The organism is Exiguobacterium sp. TDN 0502, assembly GCF_050846835.1.
Classification (GTDB): domain Bacteria; phylum Bacillota; class Bacilli; order Exiguobacteriales; family Exiguobacteriaceae; genus Exiguobacterium_A.
The window spans coordinates 63,966-83,096 of the sequence record NZ_JBOZGJ010000013.1 but is presented as its reverse complement, the minus strand read 5'-3'; the positions used below and the strand labels follow the sequence as shown (position 1 = coordinate 83,096).

The window sequence follows — 19,131 nt, the reverse complement described above, 5'->3', positions numbered from 1 at the left end:
CTTTTTTACGAGATAAGGGTGGCAGATCATCATTCTGCCACCCTTATCTTTGTAGAAACTGACTTTTGAGTCAGCCCGTTGTATGTAATGGTGACATGTTCTGAACGATGTTGATCTCTTCCCCATCATAGGAAATCCTCCTTCTTCTTCGTTTTGTATCCGGAAGAAAGAGCAGAGTAGCGTTTTGTTCACTCGAAATCGCTTCCTAGGGAAAAACAAGCAGGAGCACCCCTGCAACGAAGTGAAGCATCGCGATGCTTGTTCCAGGAAAACGATTCGAGAGGGATAAAATACGCAACTTTTCTCGTTAAGAGAAAAACTGCACTTTGTCTTCAGTCTGAAAGGACTCGTTTCGAGTCCTTTTTTATACCTGATAAAAAATTGTGAAAGGGTCTAATTGTCTCAAATGGTATTATTTGTTATTATAGTTCCAATACAGAGAGAGAGGACCTTTCATGAATTCGTTAACTATTTTTGAACAGGCGATCCGTGACCTCCCCGACGATCGTACCTTGCGGCGGGACGAATTATGGACACCTGACTTTTTATTACAACAAGAAAAACAATTAGCCATTTATTATTCTCCGATTGGCGAGTATGTAAACACAGAAGCAAAGGTCGTCATCATCGGGATCACACCCGGCTTTGATCAGATGCGGATTGCGTTCGAGGAAGCGACTGATGCACTTCATCATGGCGCTTCTGTGGAGGAAACGGCACGGCTCGTCAAGTATACGGCAAGTTTTGCCGGAACGATGCGCCGTAATCTCGTCCAAATGCTTGATGCACTCGGTCTTGCACCTTTACTTGAAATCGATACAAGCGCTAGCTTGTTCCACGAACATCAAGATTTATTACATCCAACCTCACTATTGAAGCACCCTGTCTTTTATCGCGAAAAAAATTATTCCGGTCATCAACCAAAAATCGGTCGCAGTCCTTTGTTAAAACATTATGCCGAGGAACATTTTGTGGCAGAAATCAATCAGTTGCATCATCCTGTATTACTTATTCCACTCGGGCGTGTCGTCGAAGCACAGGTACGGAGTTTGATCCATGACGGAAGAATCGAGCCACACCATCAGCTGCTTTCCGGTTTTCCGCATCCATCCGGGGCAAACGGTCATCGCAAAAAACAGTTCGAAGAAAATCAAGCGTATCTGACAAAACAGCTGATTCAATATTTCGCTCAATAGAAGCATTTTCCGTTAAGTTTTCAGAAAATATGGTTGAACCCATTCCGACAGACATGATAAAGTGGGCATAAGAACAGAATATGACTATTCTATCGATGAGGTAGAGGCGCGATTTCAATCAGTACTTGGTCCGAGGATGACAACGAAGACGACTACAGGAAAGGTGACATCGCCGAAATGACAGTATGTGTCGAGCATGCCGTTGTTGGTCGATTCGGGAAACACCCGATCGATTGCCATACATATTTCTTGTATGGAGCGCTCCAATTCGGCTAAGAAAGACGCATCCAGCGAGGGTGTCGGCTTTGTTGCCGGTGCCCTTGCTTTTTTGTATGCCGCGGGGTCTCATCTTTAAGTTATCTATTTTAAAGAGGAGGATATTTTTCATGGTTAACTATTCAGATTCCATCATTGCTCTCGTCCCTGCCTTATTGGCTATCGTACTGGCCATCTTTACGCGAAAGGTCGTTCTTTCGTTAGGTGTCGGCATTCTCGTCGGCGCTCTGCTACTCCATCGTTTTAATCCGATCGATACGGTGACGTATCTCGGTAAGAACATCTTCAGTCTGTTTTGGGCGGATGGCGCCTTGAACGAGTGGAACGTCCTGTTACTCGTATTCTTACTCTTGCTTGGTATCTTGTCTACGCTGATTCAAACATCAGGTGGTGCCCGTGCCTTCGGTGAATGGGCTGCTACACACGTCAAGACAGCACGCGGTGCACGATTAGTTGCCTTTGGTCTTGGTATCTTGATTTTCATTGATGACTATTTCAACAGTCTGGCTGTCGGGAATGTCAGTCGTCCATTAACGGATCGTCGTGGCGTATCGCGTGCGAAACTAGCCTACCTGATTGATTCGACCGCTGCGCCGGTCTGTGTCATTAGTCCGCTCTCCAGTTGGGGAGCATTCATCATCTCCATCATCGCTGGTATCCTAACGACACATTCGATTACGGATTACTCTGCCTTCAGCGCTTTCATGATGATCGTACCGTTAAACTTCTATGCCATCTTCGCTCTTCTGTTAACACTTTACATCGCTTATTCCGGTATCTCTGTCGGACCGATGAGACAACATGAACTGCGTGCCGCTAAAGGCGAACTCTTCGATGCTTCGAAAGGAACACCGATGGGGATGGCAAAAGAGGTGACTGAACATACGAACGGAAAAGTCCGTGATCTTGTCGTTCCGATCATCGTCCTCGTCATCGCTACGATTAGTGCGTTACTCGGCACCGGTGCCCAAGCCCTTGCTGCCGACAACCGCCCGTTTACTTTGATCGGTGCCTTTGAAGCGACGGACGTCACCCGTTCCCTCGTCGCTGGTGTCGTCATTAGTTTGATCGTTGCCTTCCTGATGCTGATCGGTCGTAAGATTCCAGGACGTGATTACCGCGCAAGTATCGTTGCGGGTCTTCGTTCGATGTGGCCGGCTGTCGTGATTCTTTTGTTCGCATGGACGATCATCGCTGTCATCGGTGACATGAAAACCGGCGACTACCTAGCGAGCTTCGTCAGCAACTCAATCTCTGCTTCCTACTTGCCGTTCTTGCTGTTCTTGATTGCCGGTGTGATGGCATTTTCGACAGGAACAAGTTGGGGTACATTCGGCATCATGTTGCCGATCGGTGCAGATCTCGTCATGGCCGTTGATGCGTCACTATTGCTTCCGACACTTGCTGCTGTTCTTGCCGGCTCCGTCTTCGGTGACCACTGTTCACCAATCTCGGATACAACGATTTTAAGTTCAACAGGAGCTGGGTCCCATCATATCGATCATGTTACGACACAACTTCCGTATGCGCTGGTCGGTGCCGTCACGGCTGCTGTCGGCTATTTAGTCGTCGGCGTAACGGAATCATCGCTCTTCGGATTCATCGGTGCCCTCGTGACATTCATCTTGTTCGTCGTCGTCTTGAACGTCCTCTCGAAAAAAGGTGAGACGGCTTCTGATTTACAAACGGATTAATGTAAAATGGTACGAGAAAAAGCATTGGATGCGCGCATCCAATGCTTTTTTTGATCCTACTCGTTTTCACACCATCAATAGACACACATCATTTGCGAATGCTACCGGGTCCTCAAGCGGGAGTCCTTCAACAAGCAAGGCTTGCTGATACATCAACTTTGTATAGCGTTCGAATTTCGAACGATCGTTTTGATACGCTGCTTCAAGAGACTCAAATACGCTGTGCGACGGGTTCAACTCGAGAATCTTGACCGCTTCTACCCCTTCGTTGTTCGGCATCGCCTTTAAGATTTTCTCCATCTCGATCGAAACGGCGCCGTCCGTCGCAAAGCAGACCGGATGGGATTTCAGTCGTGTCGATGCTTTGACTTCCTTGACCTGTCCACTTAACACTTCCTGCATCGCTTGGAACATCTCAGCTTGCGCATCCGTCGTCTCTGCTGCTTCTGCTTCGATTCCTAAATCACTGCTCGTCACCGACTTGAACGTCTTCTCGCCATACGTCACGAGCATCTGAATCGCGAACTCGTCAATCTCTTCCGTGAAGTACAAGATGTCGTATCCTTTATCACGAACGAGTTCGGATTGCGGTAATTTATCCAAACGATTCGTACTCTCACCAGCAGCATAGTAGATATGCGCCTGATCTTCCGGCATCGCTGCGACGTATTCCGAAAGTGTGATCAACTTCTTCTCCTTCGCTGAGTAGAAGAGGATCAGGTCCTGTACCTGTTCTTTATGCATGCCGTAATCATTGTACATACCGAACTTCAGCTGACGTCCGAACGCTTGATAGAACGTTTCGTACTTCGCGCGATCTTCGCGTAGGAGTGCTTCAAGTTGTGTCTTAATCTTACTTTGAATGTTTTTTGCGATCAGCTTCAGTTGACGATCGTGCTGCAGTAACTCACGCGAGATGTTGAGCGATAAGTCTTCCGAGTCAACCATGCCTTTGACGAAACTGAAGTGATCCGGCAACAAGTCGCTGCATTTTTCCATGATCAGGACACCGTTGGCATAAAGCTCGAGTCCTTTTTCAAATTCCTTCGAATAATAATCGTACGGTGCCTGCTCCGGAATGAATAGAATCGATTGATAACGAACCGCGCCGTCGACACTGATATGAATGTGTTTCGCCGGTGTGTCGAAACCATATCGCTTCTCTTGATAGAAGTTCGTATAATCCTCGTCCGTCAATTCCCGTTTGTTCTTCCGCCAGATCGGCACCATGCTGTTGATCGTCTTGACGACCTCGACCTCTTTCGTCTCGTCACTACCTTCGACCGGTTGGCGTTCGATTTCCTTCATCTCGATCGGATAACGGATGAAATCGGAGTATTTCTTGATGATGCTACGCAAGCGGTACGTCTCAAGGTACTCGTCATACGATTCTTCGTCCTCGTTCGCTTTGATGTGGAGGGTGATCTCTGTTCCGACCGTTTCTTTGTCGACTTCCTCGATCGTATAGCCTTCGACACCACGTGACTCCCATTTATAGGCGACCTTACTACCAAAAGGTTTCGTGACGACAGTGACGACGTCAGCAACCATGAACGCGGAATAGAATCCGACACCGAACTGACCGATGATATCATGACCGTCTTGCGCTTCATTCTCAGCCTTGAAGGCAAGCGAGCCACTCTTTGCAATCGTTCCTAGATTTTCTTCGAGCTCTTCCTTCGTCATTCCGATTCCCGTATCACGAATGACGAGCTGGCGTGCTTCTGTATTCGGTTCAATCGTAATTTTGTAGTGTTCCTTCTCGAACGAAATCGTCTCGTCCGTCAACGCTTTATAATACATCTTATCCATGGCGTCACTGGCATTCGAGATCAATTCGCGTAGAAAAATCTCCTTATGCGTATAGATGGAATGAATCATCATCTCAAGCAACCGTTTTGATTCCGCCTTAAATTGTTTCGTTTCCATGCTACTTCAGCCTCCCTTTTTTAGCACTCAATCATATAGAGTGCTAATTCATCTCCTATTATTAGGGAGTTCGAAATATCTGTCAATCTCCTTTTTGGGCGTACCTTATGACTTCTTCACGGACGATCGCTCCGATTCGGTATAGATGCTCTGCTGCCCCATATGTGCCATGACTGACGCCATTTTCATCCTTTCGATTACCAAGACCGATGAACTGCTCACTTGGTTTGAAGTGGAGTCCGACGACGGGAAGCTGAAACTGTGATGAAAAGCCGATTTGAAAACTTGCGTCCGGATAATCCGGCGCTTGATAAGTCGTCCAGTCAATGTCTGGTTCAAGCTTCGCAAATCGTTCCGTATGTTCCTTGCCGAGCAGGATGATTCCCTTTAACGAAAACAGCTCGAGAAGACGCAATAAAAACGTTTGTCCAAACGAACTGTCTTCTAACACTCCCCGTTCTTTAATCGCTCCCATATAGTGCTGCGTCGGAAACGGGAAAAAATCCAGATGAATGACCGGATCAGACGTGTCCTCGTAAAGCGACGCACCAAATCCGTTCAAAAACCCTTCGAGTTTACCTCCCCCCGGTCGACCGAACCAGGTCCGGTACACATTCGGTTGTTTGAAGTAGTGATTGAAGCGCCGGATGGAATCCGTCAATATCTCTTCCTGTAGGTAATCATCCCATGTCATGGACTGCGGACGTATGAAAAGCGGGCCGTGTTCGTCAAACCGTAACGCGCCCGTCCGGTCCAAAAACTGAGATCGGGATGGATTCGTCGCGACTGTCACCCAGCTACTACGTGTCGCGTCACCAAACCAAAGAACCGGTGTCGTTCGGTCAATCAGTTGATCAGCAAACGCTCCTTTTTCAAGCATCATTTGATACTGGGCGGCTTCTCGTAATAATTTTTTTGCAAGTTGCCATTGGTCGGATGTCAGCGTTCTCATCTCCTTCTGTACAGCGGTTATGCTGTTGTAGATGTACCCCCTCTTCTCGATCACTAGACGCATCGATGGGTTTAAGCACGATTTCTCAGGGAATGTTTCATAAGGTGAACGATAACTTTGGGAGGGATTCAGCAATGGGTAGACTTGATCAAAAAGTAGCTGTCATTACCGGTTCAGCAACAGGGATCGGACAAGCGACCGCACTTGTATTCGCAGAACAGGGAGCAACGGTCGTCTGTGCCGATGTCTCACTTGAAAAAGCACAACAAACGGTGGAACAGATTACACAACACGGTGGAAAAGCGGAAGCCGTCCATGTCGATGTCTCAGACGTCGAGAGTGTTGAACAACTCGCGAAGCACATCCAAGAGACATACGGTACGGTAGACGTCCTCTTCAATAATGCCGGAATCGATGAACAAGGCGGAAAAGTCCATGAATACCCAATTGACCTCTTCGATCGAATCATCGCTGTCGATTTGCGTGGTACGTTCCTCGTCAGTAAATTCTTGATTCCACTCATGCTCGATCATGGCGGTTCAATCATCAACACGTCATCGATGTCAGGGCGAGCAGCTGACTTGAACCGGTCTGGTTATAACGCGGCGAAGGGCGGGATCGCGAACTTCACACGTGCAATGGCAATCGATTATGCGCGTCATGGCATTCGTGTCAATTCGTTATCACCGGGAACGATCGAGACACCACTCATCGATACACTCGTCGGTGAAAAGGAAAAAGAGCAGGGCAAACAGTTCCGCGATGCGAACGCTTGGATCACCCCACTCGGTCGACTCGGCAAACCACGCGAGATGGCAACGGTCGCCCTCTTCCTCGCGTCTGATGACAGCTCGTATGTCACAGGTGAGGACATCACGGCAGACGGTGGCATCATGGCGTACACATGGCCGGGCGAAATGCTGATCGACTCGAAATGGAAAGATGAAGCAGAAAAAACCGAATGAGCAACGCAGGACTGACTCAAAAGTCAGTTTCTACACAGATAAGGGTGGCAGAATGATGATCTGCCACCCTTATCTCGTAAAAAAGAATGACTCATTACGCGCCACTCCTACAGGAAAAAGCGCATTTTTGCGCTGTCAGAGACAAACAAGACCCGCTTTCCTGCTTGAACGAAGCAGGAAAACTGGCTTGTGTCTCGTCTGAGGAAAGGGCGTGAAAAGACGCGTCATTCTTTTTTGAGTCAACCCCTTTTCTTTCATCTCAAGACGTTCAGTAGCGTGAATTATTTTCGGAATTCGTTTACCTCCCTGAAGTATTTTTTACAGGGTACAGGATAGGTAAAGGGGGAAAAATTCATGCAAACAGCCATTACTTACTTACAACGATGTCTTCAAATTCCAAGCGTTAATCCGACGGACGGCGAAGAGGCCGTCGCACGTTATGTGTACGATGTCCTGATCGACCATCAGATTTCAACAGAATGGATCGAAGTCTCACCGAAACGGATTTGCCTCGTTGCAACCGTTCCTGCAAGCGAGGAGGTTTCACGTCCTGCCGTACTCGGATTATCCGGGCATCTCGATACGGTTCCGGTTCAAGGAGATGGCTGGACGAAAGATCCGTACGGTGGTGAAATCGAAGACGGACGCATCTATGGTCGCGGGGCTTCCGATATGAAATCAGGTGTCATGGCGATGGTGCAAGCGCTCATTCAATACAAGGAACGTCAGGACCGTCCGAACACCATCAAACTTTTGATTACGTCGGACGAGGAAAACGGGATGACGGGAGCGCGTCATTTGACGGAACAAGGGCATGCGGATGATTTAGATGCTCTACTGATTACAGAACCGACGAGCGGGATGATCGGTTACGCACAGAAAGGAGTCGTCGGGATTGAAGTGACGTGTCGCGGGAAAAGTGCGCACAGTTCTGCCCCGCAACTCGGACGGAATGCGATTGATGACGTCTATCGTGTCATCCAGGAAGTGAAGTCGGAGCGCTTTTCGATCACGTTGAATCATCACCCGGCACTTGGTCCGGTCGTGGCGTCAATCACCTCGATTTCAGGAGGGGAAGGACCGAACGTCGTTCCGAGTCAGGCTTCGTTTTATATGGACATCCGGACGATTCCTGGCTTCGGCCGGGAAGATGTGCTTGCTGCCTTTACAGCTATCGAACGTCGTCTTGTAGCAGAAGATCCTGATTTCGCAATGAATGTGACCGTCATCAAGGATATTCCGTCATGTGAAACGGACGAACAGGCGCCTTTCTTACAACAGGTCGCAGATACGATGGAACAGATCAGCGGCGTAACACCGCGAAAAATCGCGATTCCAGGTGGAACGGATGGTGCGATGTTCAGTCAAGCGAAAAAAGCATTTCCAATTGCGATCGCTTCTTTTCATGATTTCCGTCTTGCCCATCAAGTCGATGAATCGATTCCGTTATCGGAATATGAACAAACGATTGCGTTTTGCTTCAACTTGATCAAAACACCATTACATCAATCACTTCCATCGCTTTAAACAAAAAAGGGACGACATTCGGGTGTAATACCTGAAAGTCGTCCCTTCATTTTGCTGTCTTTCATCGGCTGATTCAGTATACGCCAAGTTGTGCCAGCGCCTCACTTAAATAACTTTGATCACTGCGGAACGCTTGACTCGTTATTCCGTCAGACCAACTGATGAAGACACGACCGAGTCGATCATAACGTAAATGGAGACGCATCGCGCCTTGCTCAAAGACGACTTCTCCCTGAAGCGACTCATGAACACGGGCAAACTGACGGATGAACGCATCATACATGTCAAATGGAACTGACAAGCGCTGTTCACTGTTTTCTCCTGTCATCTGAATCGTCAGCTCCTGTTGCTTTGAATGAACATGCAGAATGTTCCACGATACCCTGCCTTCTTCTCCTTTAAAAACGATCTGATGAATCATCCGAGTTCCTTTCTTGATTACAAAAATACTCTCATTCTCTTGAAAATAACCGATTTCGATTGAACATGAAAGAGGACGGCTCTCTAAAAGTAAAATCACTATGCAAAACAGCCGAGGTACATGACCTCGACTGTCAGATGAATCAATTAATGTCCGCCTTCCGTCCGATCGATATGGCGAATGTGTTTGAGATTGACCCCGATGATGATGACGGATAAGAGGACAAAGCCGCTTCCGACATAAAACGGTAGATTTGCGTTGAAGATTTCAGCCAGTTTACCGGCCATGAACGGCGCGATGGCTGCCCCGAGAAAACGTAGGAAACTGTATGCCGCAGATGCTGTCGAACGTTCGACAGGTGCCGCGTCCATGACGGCTGTCGTGATAAGCGTGTTATTGTTCCCAAGCACAGCACCCGCCAAGATGACACAGACGATGACGACGGCTGGCGTTTCCGTGAAGATCCCCATCAACAGAAGCAAGATTGCGAATGTGATCAGCATCAAGACCATCGCTTTAATCGTTCCGAACCATTGTTTCAGTTTCGGAGCCGTTAGGACCGAAGTGATGGCAAGTAACATCCCCCAACCGAGGAAGACGAATCCAAGTCCTTTAGCCGGCAGTTTCATGACGAATGGCGCATAGGCCATGATCGTAAAGAAACCAACGTTGTAAAGTGCCGCAACGATCCCGAGCGTCAAGAGCGAACGATGTTTCATCGCTTGAAAAGGTGCTTTTAATGATAACTTCTGTTTCGGTGCAGCAGATGCTGCTGGTTTTGGCATTAAGAACAACAAGACGAGAAATGCGATGACCATGACCGTCGCAACACCCATGAATGGGGCACGCCATGTGATCGAACCGAGTGTCCCGCCTAACAGCGGTCCAATCGAAATCCCAAGACCAACGGCCGCTTCATATAAAATGATCGCTTTTGCGGTTCCGCCAGATGACAGCGAAACGATCGCAGCAAGCGCTGTTGCGACGAACAAGGCGTTCCCAAGTCCCCAACCACCGCGTAACGCGACAAGTGTCCAGATGCTGTCTGCTTGCGAAGCAAAACCAGCAACGGTTGCGATGACGGCGATCCCGAGCATCAATGTTCCTTTTTGACCAATCCGTGATGAAATCGCGCCTGTAATTAACATCGCGAATGCCATGACGGCGTTATAACTTGTAAATAAGAGCGTAACTTCACTTTTTGACGCTTCTAAATTCTCGGCAATCGTCGGCAAGACCGGATTGACGAGCCCCATTCCCATGAATGCTGTGATGCTGGCGAAAAAGACTGCCCAGACAGCAACCGGCTGGTGGAATAATCCGTGCTTGCTTTCTGCTAATACCGTTTCCGGCTCAAGCGTCGTTGTTTTTTCAGCAAGTGCCATAGTGTCCCTTCTTTCTATCGAATGTGTTACATGAACTGTTTAAACGAATGGCGGATGACGTCGCCGCGACTGATGATGCCAACAAGACGTCCTGCCTTGAGGATTGGAAGCTTTTTAATCCGTTTTGCGCCAAGTGTCGCCGCAATCTCTTCCATTTCTGTGTCAACGTCAGCTGTCACGACTTTTCGGCGTGCCAGTTCCATGACTGGCCGATTCAAGATATGACGAATCCGGTCTTCATACCCTTCTTCGTCTCCTTTGATGACATCTACGTATAAGAATGTATCGACGATGATATCTTTGTGTTTCCCGATCGCGCGCATGATATCTCCGTCACTGATATACCCGACGACTTCCTGCTCGGCATTGATGACAGGTACGCCGCTAATACCAGACTGAATGAATCGTTCGATGACTGTCCGAATCAAGTCTGTATCGTTTACCGTGATGACCTCTTGTTTCATCGACTCATAAGCTTTCATCTGAATTCTCCTTTGTCGTTCGTTTCTCATCTGCAAAAGTTGTATGATACAATTAAAAGAACAAAAATGATTGTATAATACAACTACAACTCTGTCAAGCCTCCTGCTTTTCACATTGACAGCTTATCTACATTGGGTAATCATGAGGGACAGAGAGACTTTTTTGAAAGGGGAGAGACCCGATGTCTCAACCAGCACTCGAAACCATTGAACTGGAGTTAGCGATCCTGATCCGACGATTAACGACGGCGACGGCGGACAACCGTAATTTGGATCGTGCTTCCTACCTCTTGCTGCGACAATTGGCGGAATCCGGCAACGTTGGTGTCAAAACACTTGCCCGTGAACTTCAACTCGATGTCTCGACCGTCAGCCGCCAAGCAGCGGCACTCGATCAGAAGCAACTCGTGGAGAAAGTAAAAGATCCGACAGATGGACGTGCTTTCTTCTATCACATCACGGATAAAGGTCAAGAAGAACTCACGATTTACCGGACAGCACGTCTCGCAAGCATTGAACGCCTTCTGACGGACTGGCCGTCGGATGATACGGAGGATTTCGGACGTCTACTGCAACAATTCAATCGTGCCTTACGCGAACGGTAATTGAATCATGCCCTATTTAAAGAACGGACAAAAATCGATCGATTTCTGTCCGTTCTTTTGTTTTCTTCCACTCCTCATGCTTGGGAAGCGCAGCAGACCGAACGAATTTGCGCGATATGTTCCGGTGACGTCCGGCAACACCCACCAATCAATCGAGCCCCTGCCTCATACCACGTCTTTGCGACGGTTTGGAACGACGTACACTGATTCGTACCCGACCATGTTTTTGCGACCGGATCATAGACTTCACCAGAGTTCGGATAGACGATGATTGGCACGTCCGTCAACGCCTTAACGTGACGGATAAAGTCGGTCGCGTAAGATGCCGGAAAACAATTTGCACCGATCGCTGCGAGCTGTGGATGTTGTCCAATTGTCTCGATGCACGTCGCATGTGCCGTTCCTTCACTAATGTGCGTCGCATCTTGAAGCGAGAACGTCAGCCAAGCAGACACTTCTGGGTACGCTTCAAGAATCCGGAACAACACGACAGCTTCCTCGAGCGACGGAATCGTCTCGAATGCCAGCAGATCAGCTCCTGCTTCAATCAATGCCTCAATCCGTGGTCGATGAAACGCTTCTAGCACGTCCTGTGTCACACCGTAATGACCGCGATACTCAGAACCATCTGCTAAGTAGGCACCATAAGGACCCACTGATCCCGCGATCAATGCGTCACTCTTCCCACTACGCGTTCGTGCGTTTTGCGCCAAGGTGACTGTTTGTCGAATCAGCGCCTGTGCTTCCTCTGTCGTGATATGACGTTGCTTGAATCCTTCGATACTTGCTTGATAGCTTGAGGTGATCGCGACATCGGCACCTACTTCAAAGTAATCGTGATGGACGTGTTCGATCTGTTCCGGTGCTTCGATCAAGAGACGTGCGGACCAAAGCGGATCGTTCAGGTCAAATCCCTTCTGTTCAAGTTCGGTCGCAAGGGCACCATCTAAAATCAGGAAGGGCACTTCCTGTAATCGTTGCTCAACTGGATTTTTGATTCGGGACATCTTCAACACTCCGTTTCGTAGAGGAATTCGTGAACGCATGGATGACATAACAGATCACGATGAATGGAATACCACAGTACAAGGCGATTCGTTGGGTTGGATCAAATCCGATACCAACGAGGGAAATCAAACAGACAACAAAAGCGGCAATCGGCACGAATGGAAACAGTGGTGTACGATAGACCAGTTCGTCGACCGTATGCCCTTCGCGCAGGAATTGTTTCCGGAAGCGGTACTGGGCAACGCTGATGCTCATCCAGACGACGACGACAGCAAGACCGGAAATCGAGACGAGCGCGATATAGACACTTCCTGCCGCATAGATGCTCGACAGCAGGGCCAGTCCTCCGCCAATCATGCTGAACAATACAGCTCGGAGTGGTACGCCAGCTGGTGTCACCTGTGCGAAGAAACGTGGAATCATCCGTTCGTTCGCAAGCGACCAAAGCATCCGCGAGGCGGCGTAAAGCCCGGAGTTCGCTGCCGACAGGATAGCGGTCAGGATGACGAAGTTCATCACATCTGCTGCGTAAGGAATCCCAATCCGATCAAATACGGCGACGAACGGACTTTCGAGCACGCCCTTTCCTTCCGTTGGCAATAAAACGGCTAATACGATGATCGTACCGACGAAAAAGAGGACAAGCCGCAAAATCGTCGTCCGGATCGCAAGCGGAATCGTCCGCTTCGGATCAACGGCTTCACCCGCTGCGACGCCGATCAATTCCGTTCCCGAGTAGGCAAAGTTCACGGCAAGCATCGTCATGAAAATCGCAAAGGCACCGTTCGGGAACAATCCGCCTTCCATTAACGAAGAAAAGAATGGTGCCGCACTCCCATCCTTTAGTGGAATGAAGCCGACGATGGCGCCTGCCCCCAACAAGATGAAGGCAACGATCGTCACGACCTTGATGGCGGAGAACCAAAACTCGACTTCCGCAAACACGCGAACCTTCAAGACGTTGATCCCAAGAATCATCGCAGCGAATAAGGCACTGAACACCCAGACCGGAACGGACGGGAACCAGCGCTGCATCAACATGCCCGCTGCCGTGAATTCCGAACCGAGAGCAACCGTCCATGTCAGCCAGTAGAGCCAGGCTACCGTATACCCTGTACCCGGTCCGATGTATTTTGTCGCGTAGCGATGAAAGGAACCGGTTTCCGGCATATGTACAGCCAGTTCACCGAGACTCAACATGACCAGATAGACGACAACCGCCCCGATCAAATAAGACAAAATCGTTCCGATGCGTCCTGCTTGTTCCAATGTATAACCTGTACTTAAAAACAATCCTGTACCAATGACACCGCCTAACGACAACATGATCAGATGACGTGATTCCATCTTCCGCCGAAAGGACCCGCTCGTTTTCATGACATTTTCCTCCTCGTTTCACCTATTTCAAACAAAAAAACGCACCCTTACGGATGCGTCGGTCGACAATTCGGAAACCTTATCGATCGGGTGCAGCACCCGCAGGAATTAGCACAGTATCTTACGACCTGTTGCTGAGGTTTCACAGGGCCAGTCCCTCCACCTCTCTGGATAAGTATGTAATTGTTCCTAACCCTATCAACTCTTTTCCGAATTGTCAACACAATTCAGAATACTGCTATCAAAAAGACATTCCGGATCGCGATGATCCGGAATGTCGGGAAATGCTTATTTTTTGGCGAATAAATCCGCTGTTTTCAATGCTGCACGAACCGCTTTACGATTCAATGTTCCTTGCTGATGTTTCATCGTTTTCGTTTGGGCAGCTAATTGCGCTTTGAGTGCCGCAATCTCTTGATCTTTTTGAGCCATCCCTGTCTGTTTCTGTAACGCTTTGATCTTCTTATCTTTTTCAGCTAACTGCGCTTTTGTCTGCTTTTGTGCTTCCGCGATTTTCTTTTCTTGTTCCGGGAAGAACTGTTCGAAACGGGCGACTGCTTCTTCGAGGCTGACTCCTGAAATCGGTTGAACTGCCGGCAACAATTCCGTTTGCGCCATTTGGCGGTCAAACGGTACGTTTTCCGGGTAGTTCGTTTCCTGATAGATATGCTCGAGTTCATTAACGTTCAAGAAATCAACGAAGTTATCGAAGTTACGTGCCTGAACACGTGTCGGGCTTTGGAAGTCGGCATTCGCTACGACGTCGGATAAGCGTGTATCCGATGTGATGTCATTTGCCCAGATGTGTGTCAGTTGGTGATAATCCGTCAATTCGCGCATCCGTGCATCTTTTGGAATAAGGATACTTGGTGTACCGGCAAGTGTCGCCGTGATGTTCCCGTGTAAACGTGCTCCGAAACTGAGATCGGCTTGACCGATGAAATCGAACCATGTCTGCGCATTCAAGAAGAAACGGACACGATCGTTCATGTAAGCCGGATCCGACATTTTCACCGGATAGTTCGTCACGGACAGATCAGCGATCGGATGTGTACCCGTATACGTCAATTTCAATTCCTTCATCCATTGTGGAATGAAGTAATGGTTCGGGTACTCTTCCATCCCGCGCGTAATGAAATCGAGAACATTTTGCGGTGCTAAACGTGACGAGTTGACCGTGATCATCGACTCAGACGTAATGTTCGTTTCGCGGATGTTCAGGTCACGACCGAAAGCATACATCGAAGGACATCCGATGACACGGTGGTCGATGCCTTCGCGGAAACCGAGGCGTGTCAGGTATTGCGACGTGATTTCCCCACGAAGTCCAAGCATGCTTGAGCGCTCAAGTACTGCACTGACGAATGCTTTGACATCTTCGTCGAACGGGAATCCACCGTCTAAATCCGGTTCAAACGGTGCACGTAAGCCGACACCGATGACGACGACCGGGATTTTCAGTTTTTTGATGAGTCGTGTATATTTGCGAAGTGTCGGCATGAACTCTTTCCGGAACGCATCTGCGAGTGGAATGACATATAGATCAAAGTTAGCATTGATCTCATCTGCCCGTTCTTCGTCATAGTAGTAATAGTCAGGTGTGATTGTCGTTCCTTCCGTCATCAATGTCCGGAAGATACTGTATTGATAAATAAGATTCCCGACATTTCCGCCAATGGAATTATGTTTCATCAAATAAGGAGCATCAAATTGTTCGAATGGGGTCATACCTGCACGAATAATAATACGTTTCATAATGGATAAACTTCCTCTCTCATTTGCTTCGTTAGTCCTTTATTGCAAGAAAAAAATACGGAAAATTATATTATCACTTTTTTTCAATCTCATTAAGAATAGATGAAGTATATTTCGGAAGTCAACGCTTCCAACGAAGATCTTCTGTTTCGTCATGAAAACGAAATATTAACACTCCTCCAAAATTTTTCTGATATAGAAAAATTACCTAGCAATTGATTGTTCATACATCCGTAAGTTCGCTTCAACGAGCCGGAGAGCAACGCCCGGTTCCCTATCGGAGCCTTTCCACAAGCTCGTGAAAAATTGTTCCACTTCTACGGATTGCCCCTTTTCCATATCACGCAACATTGATGATTTCATCGTATCTTCCATGGCATTCATCTGCTTTGTCAGTCCTGCTTCCACATCATCATTAAATACGGCTCCCTGTCCTTCCATTGCCTGTTTTGCTTCCTTCATGATGTCTGTGATCATCTGACGACCGACAGATTCTTGCCGAATCGGACCGATCGCAGCGCGGAATAATGTCGTCACGCCCGCAAACGTCGAAATGAACAGATATTTTTGCCACATCTCATCCATGATCCGCGAAGAATACATCATCGGCGCCTTTGCCTGTGCAAAACAGGCTGTGATCGCTTCGAGACGCGCTGTTGGTCTACCGGTTCGTGAACCAAACAACAGTCGATGCGATGGACTCGTCTGCAGAATGCGTCCTTCCGAGTCGAGCGTCGACTCAATGAAGCAGAGACCTCCAAGTACTCGTTCTTCTCCAAAAACGTCTGTGAGCCGTCCTATATGCTTCATACCGTTTAATAACGGCAGGATATATGTATGTTCAGAAACGAATGGTCCGAGATCTTCCACCACTTGATCCAAGTGATAAGCTTTCGTCGAAAGTAAGATGACATCAAACACATCGTTCGGTTGCATCTCCCGCGTCATGAGGCGTGGTGAGATGGTCACATCACCATGTGGACTTTTAATCTGCAGCCCTGTTTTTTGCAACTGTTCATACCGTTTCGGACGAACGAGAAATGTCACCTGTTCACCTTGTTCAGCAAGACGACCTCCGAAATATCCCCCGACTGCTCCTGCCCCTACGACTAAAATGTTCATATGGCTAATCTCCTTTCTACCCTTTTTCTACACTATTTACTCCTTCACCCTAACATAGTTGGAATCGTTTTCCTGGTTTCGACTCGGTTTTTCAAGATTTAAGTTAAGCGTTTGCATTTTAGAAAAAAACGTTTATACTAACTTGTATACAAGTATACTCACTTTAGAAATCAGGTGATTCCATGTCAGAACTGTTATACCCCTTGAAGTGGTTATCAAAAGCCTCCGCCGGAGATCGTGTCGCACACGAACTAAGGATGCGAATCATTTCAGGAAAGATTGAAAGCGGTACCATTTTATCCGAAAACAAATTAGCCTCTGATTTTTCCGTCAGTCGCTCGCCCGTCCGTGACGCGTTAAAGGTCCTTGCATCCGAACAATTGATTCGTCTCGAACGAATGGGGGCGGTCGTCGTCGGTTTATCCGAGCGCGATATCCAGGAAATCTACGATGTCCGGCTTCTTATCGAGACGTTCGTTTTTGAACGGCTCGTCAAGATTGAACGGTCGGAACTCGTCCGTGAACTAAGCAAGATTCTCGAAATGATGAAAGTCGCCATTAAATATAAGGATGCCGATGAATTCTCCTTTCAGGACGTACTGTTTCATGAAACGATCATCCGCTCGATCGATCATGGGTATGTCAGCATGATTTGGCAAAACCTCAAACCGGTCATGGAAAGTTTCATCCTCCTGTCGATGCGGGTACGATTCGAGGAAGACATCGAAGACTTCGAACGCATCCTCGCGAACCACGCCCTGTACATCGAAGCGATCGAGACAGGCGACCGGGAGCGGATGGTTGCTTCCTTGCATCAGAACTTTGATGACGTCCAGGAAGTCGAAGATCTCTGGAAAACGCAACAAATGATGTCGAAAGGAGTCGATTCACATGACTGAATACATGTTAGGCGTCGATATCGGAACGACGAGTACGAAAGCGGTCCTATTTACGACAAAGGGAGAAGTCGTCGGACAAACAAACGTCGGTTATCCGCTTCATACACCGAATCGGTCGACGGCGGAGCAGGATCCAGAAGAAATTTTTGATGCCGTACTCGAATCAATTCGCTTGATCACGAAGCGTCATCCGAGCATGCCACCGAAGTTCGTCGCATTCAGCAGTGCCATGCACAGCTTGATCGCGATGGATGCACAACACCAACCATTGACGGCCTGCATCACATGGGCGGACAGCCGGAGTGAAGCATGGTCGAACAAAATCAAGGAACAGTACGGTCTATCGATCTATCACCGTACCGGTACACCGATCCATCCGATGTCACCGCTTAGTAAAATCAGCTGGCTCGTCGAGGACCGTCCGGAACTCCATGCCTTGACGAAAAAATATATCGGGATTAAGGAATTCGTGTTCCAACGCCTGTTCGGAACCTATGTCATCGACCACTCCCTCGCTTCAGCGACCGGACTCTTTAATATTCATGAGTTGGGCTGGGATACGGGGGCGTTACATGTCGCGGGGATCGATGCGAGTTATTTATCGGAACCGGTACCGACGACGACGTCATGTACAGGACTGAATGCCGATTACGCACGACAAATGGGGATTTCGGCTGATACGCCGTTTTTAGTCGGTGCCAGTGACGGTGTTCTTTCTAACTTAGGTGTCAATGCGATTCGCAAAGGGGAAATTGCGATCACGATCGGAACAAGCGGCGCCATCCGGACGATCATTGATCGTCCGCAGACCGATGAAAAAGGACGGACGTTCTGTTACGCCCTGACCGAGGACCACTGGGTCATCGGCGGACCTGTCAATAATGGCGGAATGGTCTTGCGGTGGATCCGAGATGAACTCGCCTCAGCAGAAGTCGAGACAGCAAAACGCCTTGGCATCGATCCGTACGCCGTCCTGACGAAGATTGCCGAACGTGTCCGTCCGGGGTCCGACGGGCTGTTGTTCCATCCTTATTTGTCCGGCGAACGCGCGCCGCTGTGGAATCCGGATGTCAGCGGTTCGTTCTTCGGATTGACGCTCTCACACAAAAAAGAGCATATGATCCGGGCGGCACTGGAGGGGGTCATCTACAATCTCTATACTGTTTTCCTCGCACTCGTCGAGTGTATGGACAGTCCCGTGACCCGGATTCAGGCAACGGGTGGTTTTGCCCGGTCTGAAGTCTGGCGCCAAATGATGGCGGACATCTTTGAGTCGGAAGTCGTCATCCCGGAAAGTTTTGAAAGCTCATGTCTCGGTGCTTGTATTCTCGGACTCTACGCGACAGGGGAAATCGATTCGTTCGAAGTCGTCTCCGAGATGATTGGGGATACCCATCGCCATGTACCAAACGAAGAAGCGATGCATGAATATCGTCAGCTCTTACCGATTTTCATTAGCCTGGCGCGGACATTGTCCGAGGATCACAAACGAATCGCTACGTATCAACGGAGCTTGATTCAACAAGAAAACTAACTTA

The 19,131-nt window shown here is 48.5% G+C and carries 16 protein-coding genes and 2 riboswitches; of the genes, 7 read left to right on the top strand and 9 right to left on the bottom strand.

What is annotated here, in order from left to right; translation table 11 throughout:
* Positions 1–455: 455 nt before the first annotated feature.
* Together ACRPK8_RS13020 and ACRPK8_RS13015 are read left to right on the top strand one after the other, a co-directional pair.
* Positions 456–1,196 carry a uracil-DNA glycosylase family protein gene (locus ACRPK8_RS13020; protein WP_432238596.1) on the top strand — a complete coding sequence of 247 codons (741 nt, stop codon included), beginning with the start codon at positions 456–458 and terminating at the stop codon, positions 1,194–1,196.
* A gap of 93 nt (positions 1,197–1,289) precedes the next feature.
* A riboswitch (Lysine riboswitch) is annotated at positions 1,290–1,468 on the top strand.
* 114 nt (positions 1,469–1,582) lie between these two features.
* Positions 1,583–3,166, top strand: a complete 1,584-nt coding sequence (locus tag ACRPK8_RS13015; RefSeq protein WP_432238595.1) for a Na+/H+ antiporter NhaC family protein — start codon at positions 1,583–1,585, stop codon at positions 3,164–3,166.
* Positions 3,167–3,232: 66 nt separating this feature from the next.
* Here ACRPK8_RS13015 and htpG read toward each other — a convergent pair whose 3' ends face one another.
* Together htpG and ACRPK8_RS13005 are read right to left on the bottom strand one after the other, a co-directional pair.
* Positions 3,233–5,095, bottom strand: a complete 1,863-nt coding sequence (htpG, locus tag ACRPK8_RS13010) for a molecular chaperone HtpG (protein ID WP_432238594.1) — start codon at positions 5,093–5,095, stop codon at positions 3,233–3,235.
* A gap of 82 nt (positions 5,096–5,177) precedes the next feature.
* On the bottom strand, positions 5,178–6,110 hold the full coding sequence (locus ACRPK8_RS13005; protein ID WP_432238593.1) for a hypothetical protein: 933 nt from the start codon (positions 6,108–6,110) through the stop codon (positions 5,178–5,180).
* Between the two features lie 71 nt (positions 6,111–6,181).
* Between ACRPK8_RS13005 and ACRPK8_RS13000 the strand changes: the two genes are divergently transcribed.
* Together ACRPK8_RS13000 and ACRPK8_RS12995 are read left to right on the top strand one after the other, a co-directional pair.
* A complete protein-coding gene (locus tag ACRPK8_RS13000; RefSeq protein ID WP_432238592.1) occupies positions 6,182–7,012 on the top strand; it encodes an SDR family oxidoreductase in 831 nt (276 codons plus the stop codon).
* Positions 7,013–7,366: 354 nt separating this feature from the next.
* Positions 7,367–8,539 (top strand): M20 family metallopeptidase, encoded by a 1,173-nt coding sequence (locus ACRPK8_RS12995; protein ID WP_432238591.1) that lies wholly within the window; start codon positions 7,367–7,369, stop codon positions 8,537–8,539.
* 73 nt (positions 8,540–8,612) lie between these two features.
* Here the strand turns inward: ACRPK8_RS12995 and ACRPK8_RS12990 are convergent, their stop codons facing one another.
* The 3 genes from ACRPK8_RS12990 to ACRPK8_RS12980 form a co-directional block, all read right to left on the bottom strand.
* Positions 8,613–8,960, bottom strand: coding sequence for a hypothetical protein (locus tag ACRPK8_RS12990; protein ID WP_432238590.1), 348 nt, complete (start codon positions 8,958–8,960; stop codon positions 8,613–8,615).
* A 146-nt stretch (positions 8,961–9,106) separates the two neighbouring features.
* Positions 9,107–10,345 (bottom strand): MFS transporter, encoded by a 1,239-nt coding sequence (locus ACRPK8_RS12985; RefSeq protein WP_432238589.1) that lies wholly within the window; start codon positions 10,343–10,345, stop codon positions 9,107–9,109.
* Between the two features lie 26 nt (positions 10,346–10,371).
* Positions 10,372–10,827 carry a CBS domain-containing protein gene (locus ACRPK8_RS12980; protein WP_432238588.1) on the bottom strand — a complete coding sequence of 152 codons (456 nt, stop codon included), beginning with the start codon at positions 10,825–10,827 and terminating at the stop codon, positions 10,372–10,374.
* A gap of 182 nt (positions 10,828–11,009) precedes the next feature.
* On the opposite strand from ACRPK8_RS12980, the gene ACRPK8_RS12975 reads away from it, so the two are divergent.
* Positions 11,010–11,432, top strand: a complete 423-nt coding sequence (locus tag ACRPK8_RS12975; RefSeq protein ID WP_432238587.1) for a MarR family winged helix-turn-helix transcriptional regulator — start codon at positions 11,010–11,012, stop codon at positions 11,430–11,432.
* A gap of 74 nt (positions 11,433–11,506) precedes the next feature.
* Here the strand turns inward: ACRPK8_RS12975 and mmuM are convergent, their stop codons facing one another.
* From mmuM to ACRPK8_RS12955, 4 genes are all read right to left on the bottom strand, one after another.
* On the bottom strand, positions 11,507–12,439 hold the full coding sequence (gene mmuM / locus ACRPK8_RS12970; RefSeq protein WP_432238586.1) for a homocysteine S-methyltransferase: 933 nt from the start codon (positions 12,437–12,439) through the stop codon (positions 11,507–11,509).
* On the bottom strand, positions 12,414–13,817 hold the full coding sequence (locus ACRPK8_RS12965) for an amino acid permease (protein WP_432238585.1): 1,404 nt from the start codon (positions 13,815–13,817) through the stop codon (positions 12,414–12,416). The genes mmuM and ACRPK8_RS12965 overlap by 26 nt, the downstream gene beginning before the upstream one ends.
* Positions 13,818–13,893: 76 nt before the next feature.
* A riboswitch (SAM riboswitch) is annotated at positions 13,894–13,995 on the bottom strand.
* 110 nt (positions 13,996–14,105) lie between these two features.
* The gene (locus ACRPK8_RS12960) at positions 14,106–15,572 is read right to left on the bottom strand and encodes a polysaccharide pyruvyl transferase family protein (RefSeq protein ID WP_432238584.1); all 1,467 of its coding nucleotides are present in this window, start codon (positions 15,570–15,572) and stop codon (positions 14,106–14,108) included.
* A 204-nt stretch (positions 15,573–15,776) separates the two neighbouring features.
* Complete coding sequence (locus ACRPK8_RS12955; protein ID WP_432238583.1) at positions 15,777–16,694, bottom strand: ketopantoate reductase family protein; 918 nt, start codon at positions 16,692–16,694, stop codon at positions 15,777–15,779.
* 182 nt (positions 16,695–16,876) lie between these two features.
* On the opposite strand from ACRPK8_RS12955, the gene ACRPK8_RS12950 reads away from it, so the two are divergent.
* Both ACRPK8_RS12950 and gntK read left to right on the top strand, forming a co-directional pair.
* Positions 16,877–17,593 carry a GntR family transcriptional regulator gene (locus tag ACRPK8_RS12950; RefSeq protein ID WP_432238582.1) on the top strand — a complete coding sequence of 239 codons (717 nt, stop codon included), beginning with the start codon at positions 16,877–16,879 and terminating at the stop codon, positions 17,591–17,593.
* A complete protein-coding gene (gntK, locus tag ACRPK8_RS12945) occupies positions 17,586–19,127 on the top strand; it encodes a gluconokinase (RefSeq protein WP_432238581.1) in 1,542 nt (513 codons plus the stop codon). Before ACRPK8_RS12950 ends, gntK begins: the two co-directional genes overlap by 8 nt.
* The last annotated feature ends 4 nt before the right edge of the window (positions 19,128–19,131 follow it).

What these genes read in the sequence shown, in the direction of transcription:
- ACRPK8_RS13005 (WP_432238593.1), bottom strand. Translation starts at nt 6,110, where the DNA reads ATGCGTCTAGTGATCGAGAAGAGGGGGTACATCTACAACAGCATAACC.
- htpG (WP_432238594.1), bottom strand. Translation starts at nt 5,095, where the DNA reads ATGGAAACGAAACAATTTAAGGCGGAATCAAAACGGTTGCTTGAGATG.
- ACRPK8_RS12965 (WP_432238585.1), bottom strand. Translation starts at nt 13,817, where the DNA reads ATGAAAACGAGCGGGTCCTTTCGGCGGAAGATGGAATCACGTCATCTG.
- ACRPK8_RS13015 (WP_432238595.1), top strand. Translation starts at nt 1,583, where the DNA reads ATGGTTAACTATTCAGATTCCATCATTGCTCTCGTCCCTGCCTTATTG.
- ACRPK8_RS12990 (WP_432238590.1), bottom strand. Translation starts at nt 8,960, where the DNA reads ATGATTCATCAGATCGTTTTTAAAGGAGAAGAAGGCAGGGTATCGTGG.
- ACRPK8_RS12995 (WP_432238591.1), top strand. Translation starts at nt 7,367, where the DNA reads ATGCAAACAGCCATTACTTACTTACAACGATGTCTTCAAATTCCAAGC.
- ACRPK8_RS12955 (WP_432238583.1), bottom strand. Translation starts at nt 16,694, where the DNA reads ATGAACATTTTAGTCGTAGGGGCAGGAGCAGTCGGGGGATATTTCGGA.
- ACRPK8_RS12975 (WP_432238587.1), top strand. Translation starts at nt 11,010, where the DNA reads ATGTCTCAACCAGCACTCGAAACCATTGAACTGGAGTTAGCGATCCTG.
- ACRPK8_RS12960 (WP_432238584.1), bottom strand. Translation starts at nt 15,572, where the DNA reads ATGAAACGTATTATTATTCGTGCAGGTATGACCCCATTCGAACAATTT.
- ACRPK8_RS12985 (WP_432238589.1), bottom strand. Translation starts at nt 10,345, where the DNA reads ATGGCACTTGCTGAAAAAACAACGACGCTTGAGCCGGAAACGGTATTA.
- ACRPK8_RS13020 (WP_432238596.1), top strand. Translation starts at nt 456, where the DNA reads ATGAATTCGTTAACTATTTTTGAACAGGCGATCCGTGACCTCCCCGAC.
- gntK (WP_432238581.1), top strand. Translation starts at nt 17,586, where the DNA reads ATGACTGAATACATGTTAGGCGTCGATATCGGAACGACGAGTACGAAA.
- ACRPK8_RS12980 (WP_432238588.1), bottom strand. Translation starts at nt 10,827, where the DNA reads ATGAAAGCTTATGAGTCGATGAAACAAGAGGTCATCACGGTAAACGAT.
- mmuM (WP_432238586.1), bottom strand. Translation starts at nt 12,439, where the DNA reads ATGTCCCGAATCAAAAATCCAGTTGAGCAACGATTACAGGAAGTGCCC.
- ACRPK8_RS13000 (WP_432238592.1), top strand. Translation starts at nt 6,182, where the DNA reads ATGGGTAGACTTGATCAAAAAGTAGCTGTCATTACCGGTTCAGCAACA.
- ACRPK8_RS12950 (WP_432238582.1), top strand. Translation starts at nt 16,877, where the DNA reads ATGTCAGAACTGTTATACCCCTTGAAGTGGTTATCAAAAGCCTCCGCC.